Source organism: Exiguobacterium sp. SL-9 (assembly GCF_004336985.1).
In the GTDB taxonomy this organism is placed as follows: domain Bacteria; phylum Bacillota; class Bacilli; order Exiguobacteriales; family Exiguobacteriaceae; genus Exiguobacterium.
The window spans coordinates 145,634-159,894 of sequence record NZ_SJUO01000001.1 but is presented as its reverse complement, the minus strand read 5'-3'; the positions used below and the strand labels follow the sequence as shown (position 1 = coordinate 159,894).

The 14,261-nt window shown below is 51.3% G+C and carries 15 protein-coding genes and 1 tRNA gene; 6 read left to right on the top strand and 10 right to left on the bottom strand.

Going from position 1 to position 14,261, the window contains the following annotated elements; translation table 11 throughout:
* Window positions 1–35 precede the first annotated feature (35 nt).
* The gene (locus tag EVJ34_RS00875) at window positions 36–1,070 is read right to left on the bottom strand and encodes a PTS sugar transporter subunit IIC (RefSeq protein WP_021067347.1); all 1,035 of its coding nucleotides are present in this window, start codon (window positions 1,068–1,070) and stop codon (window positions 36–38) included.
* Window positions 1,071–1,322: 252 nt separating this feature from the next.
* On the opposite strand from EVJ34_RS00875, the gene EVJ34_RS00870 reads away from it, so the two are divergent.
* Window positions 1,323–3,986 (top strand): cation-transporting P-type ATPase, encoded by a 2,664-nt coding sequence (locus EVJ34_RS00870; protein ID WP_131434868.1) that lies wholly within the window; start codon window positions 1,323–1,325, stop codon window positions 3,984–3,986.
* Between the two features lie 56 nt (window positions 3,987–4,042).
* Window positions 4,043–4,177 carry a hypothetical protein gene (locus EVJ34_RS15945; protein WP_255417483.1) on the top strand — a complete coding sequence of 45 codons (135 nt, stop codon included), beginning with the start codon at window positions 4,043–4,045 and terminating at the stop codon, window positions 4,175–4,177.
* Window positions 4,178–4,247: 70 nt separating this feature from the next.
* On the opposite strand, the gene EVJ34_RS00865 is transcribed toward EVJ34_RS15945, so the two are convergent.
* The 3 genes from EVJ34_RS00865 to EVJ34_RS00855 form a co-directional block, all read right to left on the bottom strand.
* A complete protein-coding gene (locus EVJ34_RS00865; RefSeq protein ID WP_236636607.1) occupies window positions 4,248–4,520 on the bottom strand; it encodes a hypothetical protein in 273 nt (90 codons plus the stop codon).
* 121 nt (window positions 4,521–4,641) lie between these two features.
* Entirely contained in the window at window positions 4,642–5,274 is a 633-nt protein-coding gene (locus EVJ34_RS00860) for a hypothetical protein (protein ID WP_131484474.1), read from the bottom strand.
* 87 nt (window positions 5,275–5,361) lie between these two features.
* Entirely contained in the window at window positions 5,362–5,718 is a 357-nt protein-coding gene (locus tag EVJ34_RS00855) for a PilZ domain-containing protein (RefSeq protein WP_131434872.1), read from the bottom strand.
* 146 nt (window positions 5,719–5,864) lie between these two features.
* Between EVJ34_RS00855 and EVJ34_RS00850 the strand changes: the two genes are divergently transcribed.
* Window positions 5,865–6,113 (top strand): hypothetical protein, encoded by a 249-nt coding sequence (locus tag EVJ34_RS00850; protein WP_131434874.1) that lies wholly within the window; start codon window positions 5,865–5,867, stop codon window positions 6,111–6,113.
* 33 nt (window positions 6,114–6,146) lie between these two features.
* Here EVJ34_RS00850 and EVJ34_RS00845 read toward each other — a convergent pair whose 3' ends face one another.
* The 6 genes from EVJ34_RS00845 to EVJ34_RS00820 all read right to left on the bottom strand — a co-directional run bounded on the left by EVJ34_RS00845 (window position 6,147) and on the right by EVJ34_RS00820 (window position 11,524).
* Window positions 6,147–6,842, bottom strand: a complete 696-nt coding sequence (locus EVJ34_RS00845) for a queuosine precursor transporter (RefSeq protein WP_131484473.1) — start codon at window positions 6,840–6,842, stop codon at window positions 6,147–6,149.
* 148 nt (window positions 6,843–6,990) lie between these two features.
* The gene (locus tag EVJ34_RS00840; RefSeq protein ID WP_131484472.1) at window positions 6,991–7,551 is read right to left on the bottom strand and encodes a hypothetical protein; all 561 of its coding nucleotides are present in this window, start codon (window positions 7,549–7,551) and stop codon (window positions 6,991–6,993) included.
* Window positions 7,552–7,689: 138 nt separating this feature from the next.
* Window positions 7,690–7,760 (bottom strand) — tRNA-Thr (locus EVJ34_RS00835).
* Between the two features lie 110 nt (window positions 7,761–7,870).
* Window positions 7,871–10,243, bottom strand: a complete 2,373-nt coding sequence (locus EVJ34_RS00830) for an immune inhibitor A domain-containing protein (RefSeq protein ID WP_131484471.1) — start codon at window positions 10,241–10,243, stop codon at window positions 7,871–7,873.
* Between the two features lie 136 nt (window positions 10,244–10,379).
* Entirely contained in the window at window positions 10,380–11,174 is a 795-nt protein-coding gene (locus EVJ34_RS00825) for a class I SAM-dependent methyltransferase (RefSeq protein WP_131484470.1), read from the bottom strand.
* A 38-nt stretch (window positions 11,175–11,212) separates the two neighbouring features.
* Entirely contained in the window at window positions 11,213–11,524 is a 312-nt protein-coding gene (locus EVJ34_RS00820; RefSeq protein WP_021067357.1) for a hypothetical protein, read from the bottom strand.
* Between the two features lie 180 nt (window positions 11,525–11,704).
* Here EVJ34_RS00820 and EVJ34_RS00815 point away from each other — a divergent pair, with 180 nt between their 5' ends.
* From EVJ34_RS00815 to EVJ34_RS00805, 3 genes are all read left to right on the top strand, one after another.
* The gene (locus tag EVJ34_RS00815; RefSeq protein ID WP_131484469.1) at window positions 11,705–12,568 is read left to right on the top strand and encodes a cation diffusion facilitator family transporter; all 864 of its coding nucleotides are present in this window, start codon (window positions 11,705–11,707) and stop codon (window positions 12,566–12,568) included.
* Window positions 12,569–12,654: 86 nt separating this feature from the next.
* The gene (locus tag EVJ34_RS00810; protein ID WP_131484468.1) at window positions 12,655–13,131 is read left to right on the top strand and encodes a GNAT family N-acetyltransferase; all 477 of its coding nucleotides are present in this window, start codon (window positions 12,655–12,657) and stop codon (window positions 13,129–13,131) included.
* Window positions 13,132–13,179: 48 nt separating this feature from the next.
* Window positions 13,180–14,166, top strand: a complete 987-nt coding sequence (locus tag EVJ34_RS00805) for a LacI family DNA-binding transcriptional regulator (protein ID WP_131484467.1) — start codon at window positions 13,180–13,182, stop codon at window positions 14,164–14,166.
* Window positions 14,167–14,261: the final 95 nt, after the last annotated feature.

Genomic DNA, 14,261 nt, shown 5'->3' with positions numbered 1-14,261 from the left:
GGTTCCCACTCTATCAGAAGTGAGAACCTGTTGCATCAAGCGGCCTCTTCGTCAGAAGCGGCCATTTTTTCCGTTTGGCGCGTGATTGGGAAATTACTGAACAATTTACTGCCGACGAGTCCGGCGACAATCCCGACGCCGAACAAGATGAGTGCCGTCACGGTCACCGTTTGCCAGTCATTGAAGCCGTACATGACGAGCAATCCTGGGATTCCGGCAGCGGAACCTGGCGCGTCGTTCACCATGCCGGTCATCGCGACGATGAGCCCCGCGATGGCGCCACCGACGAAGTTGACACTATAGATCGGAATCGGGTTCGCCGAGATGAGGTCGGCTTGCGTGAGCGGCTCGATTGCGACCGATAGTTGATCTTTCTTCGTCCCGATGTTCAAGCGTTTAAAGAGTAAGAAGTTCATCGAGATAGATGCCGTCAATGCAAGTGCGGCAATCGCCATCGGGACACCTGTAAGTCCAAGCATCGCCGTCAGTGCCATCGAACTAAGCGGAGACGTCGACACGACCGTGACAATGCCACCGAGGACGAGTCCCATGACGACCGGGTTTTGCGTCGCTGCGAGCTCGATGACCGCCCCGATTTGTGTCAGCGTGTTCGTGACGAGCGGATCGACGCCTGTCGCCACAAGACGGGCGAGCGGAGCCATGATGATGACGTAGAAGATCATGTCGACACCGGCCGGCAAGTGCCGGTCCAATTTTCGACCTACGAGCGCGAGGATATAGCCGGCGAAAAAGCCAGGAAGAATTCCGAAGCCCGCGACCGATAGTCCGAGCATGAGTGCATAGACCGGGTTGATCCCGAGGGCGATCGAGACGAGCGCGGCTGCGGCCGGACCTGATAGTGAACCGGCTGCTTGTCCGACTTCTTCATATAAAGGAAGCGGAAGCAGACCGCCGATGGCATAGGCGTTGAACGCCTCGACTAGAAAACTGGCGATAGCGGCGCCGGCGAGGGCGCCCATCGCTTTCATTCCAAATGGGGCTTTGTAGCTGAATAACGTGAATAAGGCAAGAATCAATAATAAAAGTGCAATCCCTTGAATAATGACCATACGTTGTACCTCTTTCTCTCTATTTTATATTTCCTCTATATTTAACCATCTGAACGGTTCTGTAAAGCCATTTCATTCATCTGACACGACTTTTTTTAATGGTAGCGTTTCCACTTATCGTTTTGGAAAATTGTGAACGGAATGTTTGAAAAAAATCGTGAAAAACCGAGCTCATATGTGTCAGTGAGCCCAGGAGTGGGAAATAGGAAGAGGAAAGACTTTTCATATAGGAATGACCAAGGAGGAGTAGAGATGCAGATGGAGAACAAAAATTGGCACGCACTCGAACCGGATGCGGTAAGGAGTTCGCTTGAGACGGACACGGCTAGCGGTCTGTCGAAAGATGAAGTGTCAAGTCGGCAGGAACAGTACGGGAAAAACGTATTGCCCGAGAAAGAGAAGACACCTGAAATCATAAAATTTTTGCGTCAATTCAATGATATTCTTGTCTTCGTCTTACTTGGCGCCGCTGTCGTCACCGGCTTTTTAGGGGAGTACATCGATACGATCGTCATCGTGCTCGTCGTGACGATTATCGCGGTCGTCGGGTATCTACAGGAGAACAAGGCCGAACAAGCGTTAGAAGGCATCAAAAAGTTACTCGAGACGAAAGCGAGCGTCATTCGTGACGGCAAGCAAATTCAAGTCGACTCGAGCGACCTCGTCGTTGGGGACATTTTGGTCCTAGCCGCCGGTGACAAGGTTCCGGCTGACGCACGAGTCATTCAAGCCGAGAAGTTTAAAGTTGAGGAATCGGCTTTAACGGGTGAAGCGACAACAGTCGAGAAAAAGATTCAAGTCGTCCCAGAAGATGCCGTCCTCGGTGATCGCAAAAACATGATCTATTCCGGTACGAGCGTCGCGACAGGAAGTGCGAAAGCGATTGTCACATCGATCGGAGAAGGCACGGAGCTCGGTCAAATCAACGCTTCGATCGCTGAAGTCGAAACGGTCAAAACGCCGCTCATCCGCCAGACGACGAAGTTTGGTCAAACGGTATCCATCGCGATTCTCGTCATCTCAGTTGTTATTTATGCATTTGGTTACTTCGTCCGTGAATTTGATCCGATCGAGTTGATGCTGACGACGATCGGTCTCGCTGTCGCCGCCATCCCAGAAGGCTTGCCAGCCGTCATCTCGATCATCCTCGCACTCGGCGTTCGCAACATGGCTGAGAAAAAAGCCATCGTCCGCAGTTTGCCATCGGTCGAGACGCTCGGTGCCGTCTCTGTCATCTGTACGGATAAGACCGGGACATTGACAAAGAATGAAATGACCGTTAAACAAGTCGTCACTGCGAAACATGACATCGAGGTGTCGGGGAGTGGGTACGCCCCGGACGGCGATTTGGAGATCAATGGGCAGCCGTTCGATTTGGACGACGATGAGTCGATGATCGATCTTCTCACGGTCGGGAAAACGTGTAACGACGCCCAGCTGTATGAAGAGGGCGGAGAATGGGTCGTCAACGGTGACCCGACGGAAGCTTGTCTGCTCACGCTCGCTGAGAAAGCGGAGCGGCCGATCGAACGTTTGAACGTCATCTCGAAGATTCCATTCGATTCGGAGTACAAATACATGGCGACGCTTGTCGATTATAAAGGCGAGCGTATGATCTTTATTAAAGGAGCACCGGACCGCCTATTCGATATGGCGGAAGATACGGAGTTCGACCGCGCCTACTGGGATGAGAAACGAAAAGAGATTGCTGACCGCGGACAACGCGTGCTCGGGGGTGGCTTCAAGCGCGTCGACGCCTCGAAGGAGACGGTCGACCATGAAGACGTCGAGAACGGCATTACGTTCCTCGGCCTATATGGCATCGTCGACCCACCACGTCAAGAAGCGATCGAAGCGGTCGCCGCTTGCCGTGACGCTGGTATCCGCATCAAGATGATCACGGGTGACCATAAAGATACGGCGGTCGCCATCGCCCGAGAACTTGGTATGGAAGTGGAAGGCGCCCTTGAAGGGAAAGAATTGACGAACATGACTGACGAAGAAATCAAAGAGGCGTCGATTCATAATGACGTCTTCGCCCGGACGAGCCCGAACGATAAACTTCGTCTCGTCAAAGGGTTGCAACAGAACGGCTTAATCACGTCGATGACCGGAGACGGCGTCAATGACGCACCGGCCTTGAAACGGGCCGACATCGGTGTCGCGATGGGGATTAAAGGAACGGAAGTCGCGAAAGAGGCCTCGCAGATGGTACTCGTCGACGATAACTTCAAGACGATTTACAACGCCGTCCGTGAAGGACGCCGTGTCTACGATAACTTGAAGAAGACGATTTTGTTCTTGCTCCCGACAAACGGGGGGCAAGCGCTCCTCGTCGCGATGAGCATCTTGCTCGGCGCCGCGGCACCACTCAGCCCGGTTCAAATCCTCTGGGTCAACATGGTCGTCGCCATCACGCTCTCGCTCGCCATCGCGTTCGAGCCGCTTGAAGAAAGCACGATGAAACGGCCGCCGCGTCCAGCGAACGTCCCGCTCCTCAGTCGATATTACGTCTTCCGCATCACGTTCGTCTCGATTTTGATCGGGGGCGGAAGTTTGCTCATCAATTATATGCTCGGCGACTTTGATTATTCGACCGACAAGTTGCAGACCATCACGCTCAACACGATCGTCATGGCGCAACTATTCCACTTGTTCAACTGTCGGACCGAGCTCGCACCAGCGTTCAACCGTCACTTCTTTGACAACAAGATCGCCTTCGTCGTCTCGGCGCTATTGATCGGGTTGCAGCTGTTCATCACGTACGTCCCGTTCATGCATACGTTGTTCGGCACGGCAGCGCTTGAACTGCAAGACTGGATTTATCCGGTCGTATTCGGCCTCATCGTCTTCGTCATCGTTGAGATCGAGAAAGCGATTTCGCGACGTGTCATCGGCAACAAAGACATACACTGATGTTTTGACCAGTGCCTAATGTGGAATTAGTCCATTATGCAGAGGAGGTATGCTCAATGAAACGCGATGAATCACAACCAGGGGTTCACCCGGACCCAGTACCGGACGAAGAATCAAATCCGGCTACAAAACCGGCTCCGACACAACATCCGGACCCGGCACCTGAAGAAGACGACAAAGAATCAGAATAAGGAAACTTCCATGAAGGAAGATCCATAAAAAAAGACTTTCCGATTTTGTCGGAAAGTCTTTTTTATGACGTTATTTTTTTGGTGCCGGAGTCCGGAACTCATTCAATTTGTCGAACTCTTTCTCATTGAAGTATTCGACGATGACGAAATCGCCGACCGGGCATTCCCAACGGTCTTTTGCGACTTGACATTCTTTGAGCGTCACTTTCTGATCGTACATATCAAGTTCGAGCGTATCCTTCAAAAACTGATCCACTTGTTTATCGTTGATTTTGAAATATTCGCTCAAGATGATTTCTTCGGCTTTATCGTTCGTATGCGTCATTACTTTAAAAAATCTCATGTGTGTACCTTCTTTCGTCTATAGCTGAAGTCTCAGTATAAAGCAGCTGATTTGATTTGGGAACCATGATCCTGATTTCCATTGCAATGCCCCCTCGCGACGAAAGCGAAAGGGGCAGATGTCATTTTAATGTCTGTCGGTTTGGCGGTGCCTCATTGAACGGTTGTTTGTGGCGAATGATCAGCCAAAACAACAAGCCGAATAATGGAATGTAAGGCAACGGGGACAAACTCATTTTATAGCGTTTGGCATCCCGGTTCATCAATGTGATCTGGATGAAGGCGAGTAAGAAGAAGTCGACCGTCATTGTCCGGACAAATTGATTCTGTTCGACGTATGACCAATACTCGGCCACGTTTCCAGTCGTGGATGCGGCAATGAACAAGCCGATCGTGACGAGCAGGAGCAATACGCCAAGCAGACGAGTCGGGAGCGGTTTGATTGGCGTTGGATAAGGCGACTGTCGTGCAAACGCTAAATATGGGGCAATGATGAAACCTCCGACGACGAAACCAGTCGCTGCCGGTAAGAGCGGGTTCGGGCGCAACTGGTTCACCTCGGACCACAGAAGTGGTAACAAGGCGAGCGGATAGACGCCTAGGATGCTGAAGAGCGAGAGCGAATATCCTTCATAGGCATCCGTATTATACGTGAGAAAGTCGAGCAAAAACCGGCTCGAGAACGGTTCGTTCGGGCCAAGCAGCGCGATGGCAATCGCAGCGGCCCACGGAATGAGTAATAGCTTTCTAGTCATACCCTACACCTCGAGTCTGTCTCTGTTTCTTATAGTATACCCCGGAATCAAGCGAACAAAAAATGAGAAGTGTCAATCGACACGTTCTCATTGGTTTTCGCGCGCATACGCCTTGATCATCGTCACGAGTTGCTGGGTCTCGTCAGAGTTCGCGTCGAGTCGAATTCCGTAATCATACAGGCTCCCCATTTGTCCGCGATGACGGACGTGGCCGGTGAGATCGATTGGTTGAATCAACGGAACGAGATCGAGTTTGATTTGAACTTTTAATCCTTCAGAAAGCGGGAATAAGTAGTCGCACCGCATCTTCAGACCGTGGGCACTGATATTGAGCAGTTGTGCTTCCCCGTCATGGAGTTCTTTCTCTTCCCAGATGAGGCGATAAGGGATGAAGCGGGGGTTCGGTAAAATATAGCGAAATGTTTCTTGTCGTCGATAGCGCATCGGTTCACCTCATTTCTCTACCTAGATTATCGGCTATTTGAAGCAAATCGTGAAGTACGGAAAACACCGAAAGTTAGGAAGCTCGGTTTACAGAACTGCAAACGCTTTCTATAATGGAAAGACAGAGTGGATAGAGGAGGGGTCGCATGAACGTCAAGGATTTACTCCGACGCTATTCGATCGACGAACCAATCATCTACGCGAAAAATTTACACGGGCAGTGGGTTAAGCTCGAACAACTTCCGCCCTACACCATACTAGAGGTCGAGGCGACGGACGAGGCCATCGAGGTGCTCGCCATCGACGCGTACGTGGCGCTCACCGTTTGTCGGGAGAAATCGTCGCTTGAAGACGCACGTCCTTATGCGGTGCGGCTTCACATCACAGGAAAGTAAAAAAACCGCGAGCCCATCGGCTCGCGGTTTTGATTAAGCTACTTTTTCTGTCTTATCGTCCTGTGGAACAGTTCGTTTCGCATAATACATGAACGGAGTCGCCATCCAGGCGATGATGAACTTGGCGACATACGTCGTGATGAAGATGTTCCACCAGATATCCCATTCCATACCCCAAAAGGCAATCGTACAGAACGTGAGCGTGTCGATGAACTGAGAGACGACGGTCGAACCAGTCGTCCGAAGCCATAATTTTTTCTCGCCTGTCTTGGCACGAATCTTCGAATAGATGAAGACGTCGAACAGTTGCGAGACGAGGTACGCGGCGAGACTACCGAGCGTAATGAGCGGAAGCATCGAGAAGAGCGCCTCGAAACTCTCATGCATGAACAACGCCTCCTCAAACGGCTCATAGAGCAATGCGTACTGCATGAGCACGGTCGAGACGACCAAGATGAAGAAACCAAGCCAGACGCCTTTACGGGCGGTGTGACGACCATATTTTTCGTTCAAGATGTCAGTCGCTAAATAAAGGGAACCGTAGACGATATTCCCGAGAGTGAAGATGAAACCACCGATTACAATCTGCTGCGTCACTTGGATGTTGGCGACGACCGAGGCCATCGCGATCCAGGCGAACAGTCCGACGCGTCCGAACAGCTTGTAGCTGAGGACGAGCAGACCGAGCGTGAGCAAGGCAGAAGGAATCCATAACCATTCATTGAGCATGGGGATCGTACTCCTTCCAAATCATTCATTCTGTCAACTTTACAAGTTTATAGAGGAACGGAAACCGTGTCAAGACAGTTTCCATGACCGGACGGAAAAAGCTCTCATCCGGGGTTGGATGAGAGCGATATATCTAGTTGGTATGCTATCATGCACCACTTAGATTAATAGCGATGCCCTTCATAATCGATGATAGGTAATTCAATCGGCTACGGGCATCTTCCCAATAAGCCCAATCATCGGCCTCTAAAAACTGCGTCAACCCCTCACTGACGGTTGTGAGTTCATTCAATACGCTGGTCAGCCCTTCACGGTCGATGCCTGACGCGTCAGATGCGAGAAGGTGATCGAGCGCCGGGAGAATCTCATCAATGTCGGCACGGACAGATTCGAGCTCTTCCCGGTTACTGTCGATTTGCGTAGAGATTTCGTCGAGCGGACGGTCTTCACAAGACATCCCACAGGGGAAAATCGCCTGCTCTGATACACGCAACGCTCCGAGCGTATCACTGCTCAGAGACTCAAGATACCCTAAAAAGATTGTGACTTCTTCTTCGGTCGGGACGGGCTCGGAGAAAGGTTGCGTCTCGGATACATCGATTACGACATTTTTAGTTTTCGGGGGTGGGTCAGACGTAAAATCTGTCTTCTGTTCGGTACAAGCGGCCAATAAGGCGACGGCAGCAAGTAGAATGATGAAACGTTTCATATCGAGTCTCCTTTATATAAGTATTTATTTATCATACCATTTATTGGAATATAAGGATGGGCGATAGACAATAAAAAAGCACTTTCTCAAGAGTTTGAGAAAGTGCTTGTGTTGGTCCGTGTCACGGAATCCATTTGATGCCTCCGACGAGAATCGAACTCGTGCTGCAGCATTACCATTGCTGAGGTCTGCCACTAACCTACAGAGGCGGTTACATCTAGTATGTTACACAGTCTGTCATGAAATTTCAAGCTTTTTTAGAATAATAAGACCCCCGTCCTCCTCATAGAGAGAAGGGCGGGGGTGCGTTGAATTAAGCTTACTTCGTCCGGACCCAAACGGCTCCAGCCGAGTTGTCTTTCGCTTCGCCGACGACGTCGACGACGAGTCCGTATTGTGGAAGTTTACGGCCCGCATCTGGGATGAGCGAGTTGATGTACGTGTTGGCGTCGTTGAACTGTTTCACGCCTGGTTGAGCTTTGTAGTCATAAATGCCACGGCTCGGTGAATCGATGTACCAAGGGAGCGTCTTATCTAAGCTGAACGCCGCGTCTGCGATCTGGTAACGCGTGCTGCCTGTGACTGTCTCTTGACCGTTCAAGTTGCCGATAAGGGCCTCAGGGTGTGAATCGACGACACCGAGGAAACCTTCACCCGGGTGGATGCCGACCCAGTTGTCTGAGAACGAGTCATCCGCATACCAGACGACGAGACCTGTGTTGTACTTGACGCCACGGCCGTTCAAGAGACCTGTGTCTGCCCCTTCATGGTTGCGCCATTCGAGGTAGTAGTAGTGCGGTTTCGTGTCATAGCCGTCCGACTTGACGAAGCCGTCGAGCGTGACTTTCTCCGCGCCTTCCGCATCATCTGCGAGAAGCGATTGACCGCCTGACGTGATCGACAAGTTGTCGAGTGCGAATCCTTCAAGGGCAAGACCGCCGTCCGTCACGTATTCGAAGACGATTTGCACGTCTTGACTCGCGAACTGAGACAAGTCGTACGATTTGTTCACCCACGCGCCATTTGTCGATTCCGCACCGTTTCCGGTGTTGTCATCGCCGTAGACGTCAAGGACGACTTCTTTGCCGCCACTGAGTGCGTTCACGTACAAGTAATCGTAGTCATACTCGATATCGAAACGTGTGTCGAAAGCGAGCGTCCCGTCCGCGCCGAGTGTGACCGTCGGTGTCGCGAGTTCGGTATGCAAGTTATCGCCTTTCGTCGAGTAGTAGTAATACTCGCCGAATTCCGGTTCGATGCCTTTTACTTTCTTATCAGGAAGGTTCACTTTCAATAAGCCAGGGTTCGTCGATTTCGTCACCGATTGATCGAGTTTCGAGACGAAACCTTGTTTTGTGATGTCTTCAAGGTCAACTTCCGTGATGTTCGCCCAGTTGCCGCCCATCAATTTTTGGAAGTATTCCTTGTTTTGTGGCGAGAAGCTCGTCGGCTCCGTTCCTGCCACTTTACCAGCCCAGCTGCCGCCACTCATAATCGACCATGATTGGACCGGTTCGCCTTGACCTGTGTACTGTGTATCGTACTCATCTGGAAGACCGAGGTCGTGACCGTATTCGTGAGCGAAGACGCCGACTGCGCCGTCTTCTGGTTGGATCGTGTAATCGAATGCCGCCATTTGACCACCCCAGTACGGGACGTCTGCTGTCGTTCCAGCTACACGGTAAGGGCTGTTCCCGACGACCCAACGGTGTGACCAGACTGCATCGTCACCGAGGACACCGCCACCCGCTTCTTGGCCGGTACCGGCATGGATGATCATCAAGTGGTCGACCAAGCCGTCCGGCTCGTTGAAGTCGCCGTCACCGTCGAGGTCATATAAATCGTACTGATCGTATTCGGCGAGGTCCATGCCTGAGGCGACCGCCGCGTTCAACGTATCTTTGACGAGTTGACGCGGACCTGGTCCGATATTGTCATTCCCGCCAGCCGGATTATCACCACCGTAGTCTTTCGCCGTGCCCGGGACAGTCAACCAGTCAGAAACCGTGCCGTCGACCGTGTAGCTGCCGCCCGACTGCTCTTCATAATACTGTTTGAATGTTTGGACTTTTTCACCGTTGAACAGTTCGAACGACTCGTCGCCGAACATATACTGCTCGTAGTGCTCTTTGCTGAAGTTGTCGCTATAGAGATAACCTTCTTCTTGAACGACGTTGTTATGTTTGAAATCGCTATACTCGACAAGAAGGACGAGTACTTTGTCTTCACGGACAGCCCCGTTATAGCCCGCCTGTTTGGCCGGATCGACTTTCACTTGGCCGTTCGGCTTGCCTTTACGATAATTTGCTTGTCCTTTTTTCGCTTTGTCGAGGAGACGCTTCGATTCTTTCTCGAATTGGTTATGTATCTTCTCTTTTGCTTCAGCGGCTTTATCGTTCAAGCCATGTTTATGGACATCTTTCGCATTGCCTTGTTTCTTCTCGATGTATGCATCGACGGCTTTGTGACGCTCGGAGGCCGAGAGTCCCTTTTTGATGACGCCTCGTTTCTCGAGCGCTTTGGCGAGTCGATCCTCATCGATGATGTTGTGATCGAATGGGGCGGTATTGCTCGGGGTTGGTAACGGTGAAGCGGCGAGTGGGGCGGCACCGACGGCCGGGATCGCACTGACGCTCATGACCGATGTCAGCGCGACGGCGAGCGTCGTGCGGCGGATGGAACGTTTTTTCATTTGTACTAACCTCCTGTGAAAATAATGGGAAATTGTGTGAGCTTGAATCCAACGTTAAACTTGTGTCAGATTAATGTCAATATTCAGAAAATAGGAATCGAAAAAAGAGACTTTCGTCCCTATGGGTCCTTAAGACCTAAGGGAGTCGAGTCTCCACGTCGATAATTCCGTAATGAAATTTGGACGTTTTGCGAACAATCCTTGTAAATCCAAACGTTTCAAATGCCTCACTCTCGAAATGGGCTTTTAGGACAATTCGTCTTGCTGCGACGCGACGGGCTTCTGTCATGAGTTCAAGCGACAGTGGATTCGTGTTGGCTAGGGATCGTAATGGGTTCAAGTGAACTGATTCTGAAATCGTCTTTTCGAACATTGGATCGAAGTAGACGACGTCGAACGAATCATTCGGGCATGTCTTCAAATAGGTGAGGGCATCCGTCCAGACGACCTCGAGTCGACGCATCGCCTCATTGACCGCGGGCTCTTTCTCTTCCCAGACGGTCAACCCTTCCTTGACGAGCATCGCGGTGACGAACTCACTCTCGAGACCGACGGCGCGACCGGTCGGACCGACGGCGTGACTGAGGACGATGCTGTCCGAGCCGAGCCCGAGCGTACAGTCGAGGACGCGGTCACCTGGTTTGATTGCGGCAGCATCGACGAGCGGGTCGTTCCCGCCACGCGCGAGCTGCTTCACCCGGAACACTGAGCTCGAAGGGTGGAAGAAGAACGGTTCATCGCCGTCGAGCGGTGTATATTCGACGCGACGTTTATCAAATACTAGCACACCGGCATGATAGCGAGCTTTCAACGTCTCAATGGAAAGTTTACGTCGGGGGATGAAACGAACGTCATACGTCGCCGCATGAGACTCGGCCTGTTTAATGGTTACTTCGGTCGGGCGTAAACAAGTCGTAACGATATAAGTCATATGATCTCCTTACCGAAAAAATGAGACGCGAAGGCGTCTCATTTTTTCTTGCTGAGTAAATCCGACAATTCGTCGATGAGCGCCTTATGAGAGGCGAGCTCTTTCTTTTTCTCGTCGTTCGGGTTGATCGGACGTTTCGAGCGGCTTTGGAGCGCCTCGAGCGTCTCGTCGATTGACGATTTGAGCGTGTCACGATCTTCTGGCTTGAGCGTGACCTCGTGCGGGTTTTCACCACTGGCGTCAAGTTCGCGTAGACGCGCCATCAATTGTTTTGCTTCCCGGTTCAAATCAGCGAGCAATCTGTCAATTTGTTCCAAACGAAGCTTGATTCCATCACGTTCTGTAAACATTCGTTTCACCTCTTTTGTTGGGTAACCGTTAGGTATCTTCTTATTTACTTTACCATAATTTTTGAAAGACGAAACTACCGGGAATATATTCCATTTTATTTGAGTGAGGGAAACACTGTTTCTCTATGCCCACACGACATTCGACTGGTATACTGACTTAGCTAATAAGGAGGTGGTCGGATGCAGTCGACAACTCATCCACCAAAAGCGCTCAAAGGCGCCATTTTATCCATCACGACGTATTTGGTCTTATCTGTCCTAAAAGTCGTATTCGGTTATCTGTATAATTCGGAAGCCGTCCTCGCCGACGGTTTCAACAATACGACCGATATCATCGCATCCATCGCCGTCTATATCGGCATTCGCATCGCCGCGCTGCCTCGGGACGCAGAACATAAATACGGGCATGCTAAGATGGAAACGCTCGCCGCACTCGTCGCCTCGCTCATCATGGTCGCCGTCGGGGTGTTCGTTCTATTGAACAGCATCGCTAACTTGGTCGGTGGTGAATACGTCGAACCGAACCCGCTCGCGGCCGTCGTCGCGTTCGTGAGTGCGCTCGTCATGTTCGGCGTATACGCGTATAACTCGAGATTGGCCAAGCAGACTCGGTCCCTTGCCTTAAAGGCGGCGGCGAAAGACAATCTCGCTGATGCCATGATTTCAATCGGGGCGACGCTCGGTGTCCTGTTCGCTTACTTTAAGTTGCCGTGGATGGATACGGTGCTCGCCGTCCTCATTGCCGGGATGATTATCCGGACGGCGATTCAAATCTTTCTCGACGCGACCCATCAGCTCTCGGACGGGTTCCCGCCGGACCTCGTCGATTCCTATGAAGAGACGATCCAACATTTCGATGCTGTCAAGGAAGTCCGTGAAATCAAAGGACGTCACCTCGGCAACCACGTCATGCTCGACGTGACGATTGCCGTCGAGGGAAGCCTCACCGTCGAGGAGGCGCACGATTTATGTGATGATATCGAGCGTGAACTTGACGAGCATCATGCCGTCGATTCGGTTCACATTCACATCGAACCGGTCTGATTTCGGTTATCTTTTGCGCTTCACGGCGCCGTTCGTATATAATGAGTGTGGAAAGACTAAGAGATAACTGTTAAGGAGGGCACGGGATGGAAATCGTGCGTCAACCTATTCGTCAGATTGATGAGATCGAATATGAGCATTTTAAAAAATACGGTCAAAATTCTTACGGCATGTCAGCCGAAGAACTAAAAGGCATCTTTGTCGAGATGGGGGAAGAGCAGGTGTACTCAGCCGACGCCCATAGCTATGGGGAGGACTTCTATTACGACCTCCGCGTCGATGGTCAAACTGTCGGGAAAGTGTTGCTCTTGAAACTCGCTCGCGTCTATCAGCTCGATTTGATGGTGTTTGACCCGTTCAAAGACAAAGGTTATGCAACAGAGGGGCTTCGCCTCGCACTCGAGCAATCCGACTTGAAGGAAGGGCATACCGTCCGCGCCGGAATCCCGCCGACGAGCCCGCATCAAGAAGCGGTACGTAGTGTTCTTGAGAAGAACGGGTTTGAGAAACGGAACGGTCTTTACTATTTAAACTTTAAAAAACGATACGTAATCAACCATTGAACTGACGGCGTCTGACGCGTCAGTTTTTTCGTATGGAGGTTTTTACCGATGAAACAAGTGACAATCAACGACATCGCCAAACTGGCCGGGGTCGCCAAAAGTACCGTCTCCCGTTACTTGAACGGGGGCTCGGTCGGGCAGTCGACGCGCGACAAGATTGAGCGGGTCATTCAGGAGACGAATTATGAACCGAACCAGTTCGCGCAAAGCTTGAAGTCGAAACAGACGAAAATGATCGGCGTCATCGTCCCACGTCTCGACTCGTATGCCGCTTCACGCACGATGATGGGCATCGACGAACGATTGACCGAACGCGGCTATCAAATGCTCGTCGTCAACACGGCTCAACAGACCGAACGTGAGATCGAGCAGCTGTATAACTTGGCGAAACAAAAAGTAGCCGGCATCATCTGGCTCGGGACGACTGTGACGGAACGGCACTTGCAGGCGATCAAAGACATCCAAATTCCGGTCCTATTGATCGGTCAGGAGCATGAACAAGTCCATAGTCTCGTTTATCCCGATTTTGATGCGGCGTACGCCCTCGGAAAGCAGTTTATGGGCTGGGGGCATCGCGACATCATTTATGTGGGTGTCGAGGAGTACGATATCGCCGTCGGCCAAACGAGACGTGACGGTTTCTTGCGCGCCTTCAACGAGGCGGGTGCGGATGTGAAGACATACACGACGTCATTTAAAATCGATGATGCGATTCCGATTGGGATGCAGATTGGACATGAGCTGTCGGCGTCACTCGTCGTCTGTGCGACCGACAACATCGCCCTCGGCGTATTGAAGGGGCTTGCTAACGCCGGTAAAACGGTGCCGGGCGACATCTCGGTGAGTGGATTCGGCGGCTATGATTTCACCGAAGTGCTCCATCCGTCGATTACGACCGTACACCTTCCATACCGACGGACCGGGTCCCGTGCGGCTGACATGATTGTCCAATTGTTAACAGGTGAAACCATCCCGATGAAAACGTTCACAACTTTTGAATTAAAACTGCGAGAAAGCGTTGACATTTTAAATTAAATCGATTACATTTGTGTTGCGGAACCGGTTCCGCAACATTTTTTTATTCGATTTTGGAACCGGTTCGATAAGTGGTACGAAGCACGAAATTTAGA

Excerpts from the sequence above, each read along its gene's own strand:
- EVJ34_RS00845 (WP_131484473.1), bottom strand. The coding sequence starts at position 6,842 with ATGCTCAATGAATGGTTATGGATTCCTTCTGCCTTGCTCACGCTCGGT.
- EVJ34_RS00855 (WP_131434872.1), bottom strand. The coding sequence starts at position 5,718 with ATGCGCTATCGACGACAAGAAACATTTCGCTATATTTTACCGAACCCC.
- EVJ34_RS00850 (WP_131434874.1), top strand. The coding sequence starts at position 5,865 with ATGAACGTCAAGGATTTACTCCGACGCTATTCGATCGACGAACCAATC.
- EVJ34_RS00805 (WP_131484467.1), top strand. The coding sequence starts at position 13,180 with ATGAAACAAGTGACAATCAACGACATCGCCAAACTGGCCGGGGTCGCC.
- EVJ34_RS00830 (WP_131484471.1), bottom strand. The coding sequence starts at position 10,243 with ATGAAAAAACGTTCCATCCGCCGCACGACGCTCGCCGTCGCGCTGACA.
- EVJ34_RS00870 (WP_131434868.1), top strand. The coding sequence starts at position 1,323 with ATGCAGATGGAGAACAAAAATTGGCACGCACTCGAACCGGATGCGGTA.
- EVJ34_RS00865 (WP_236636607.1), bottom strand. The coding sequence starts at position 4,520 with ATGAGATTTTTTAAAGTAATGACGCATACGAACGATAAAGCCGAAGAA.
- EVJ34_RS00810 (WP_131484468.1), top strand. The coding sequence starts at position 12,655 with ATGGAAATCGTGCGTCAACCTATTCGTCAGATTGATGAGATCGAATAT.
- EVJ34_RS00860 (WP_131484474.1), bottom strand. The coding sequence starts at position 5,274 with ATGACTAGAAAGCTATTACTCATTCCGTGGGCCGCTGCGATTGCCATC.
- EVJ34_RS00820 (WP_021067357.1), bottom strand. The coding sequence starts at position 11,524 with ATGTTTACAGAACGTGATGGAATCAAGCTTCGTTTGGAACAAATTGAC.
- EVJ34_RS00840 (WP_131484472.1), bottom strand. The coding sequence starts at position 7,551 with ATGAAACGTTTCATCATTCTACTTGCTGCCGTCGCCTTATTGGCCGCT.
- EVJ34_RS00875 (WP_021067347.1), bottom strand. The coding sequence starts at position 1,070 with ATGGTCATTATTCAAGGGATTGCACTTTTATTATTGATTCTTGCCTTA.
- EVJ34_RS00815 (WP_131484469.1), top strand. The coding sequence starts at position 11,705 with ATGCAGTCGACAACTCATCCACCAAAAGCGCTCAAAGGCGCCATTTTA.
- EVJ34_RS00825 (WP_131484470.1), bottom strand. The coding sequence starts at position 11,174 with ATGACTTATATCGTTACGACTTGTTTACGCCCGACCGAAGTAACCATT.
- EVJ34_RS15945 (WP_255417483.1), top strand. The coding sequence starts at position 4,043 with ATGAAACGCGATGAATCACAACCAGGGGTTCACCCGGACCCAGTACCG.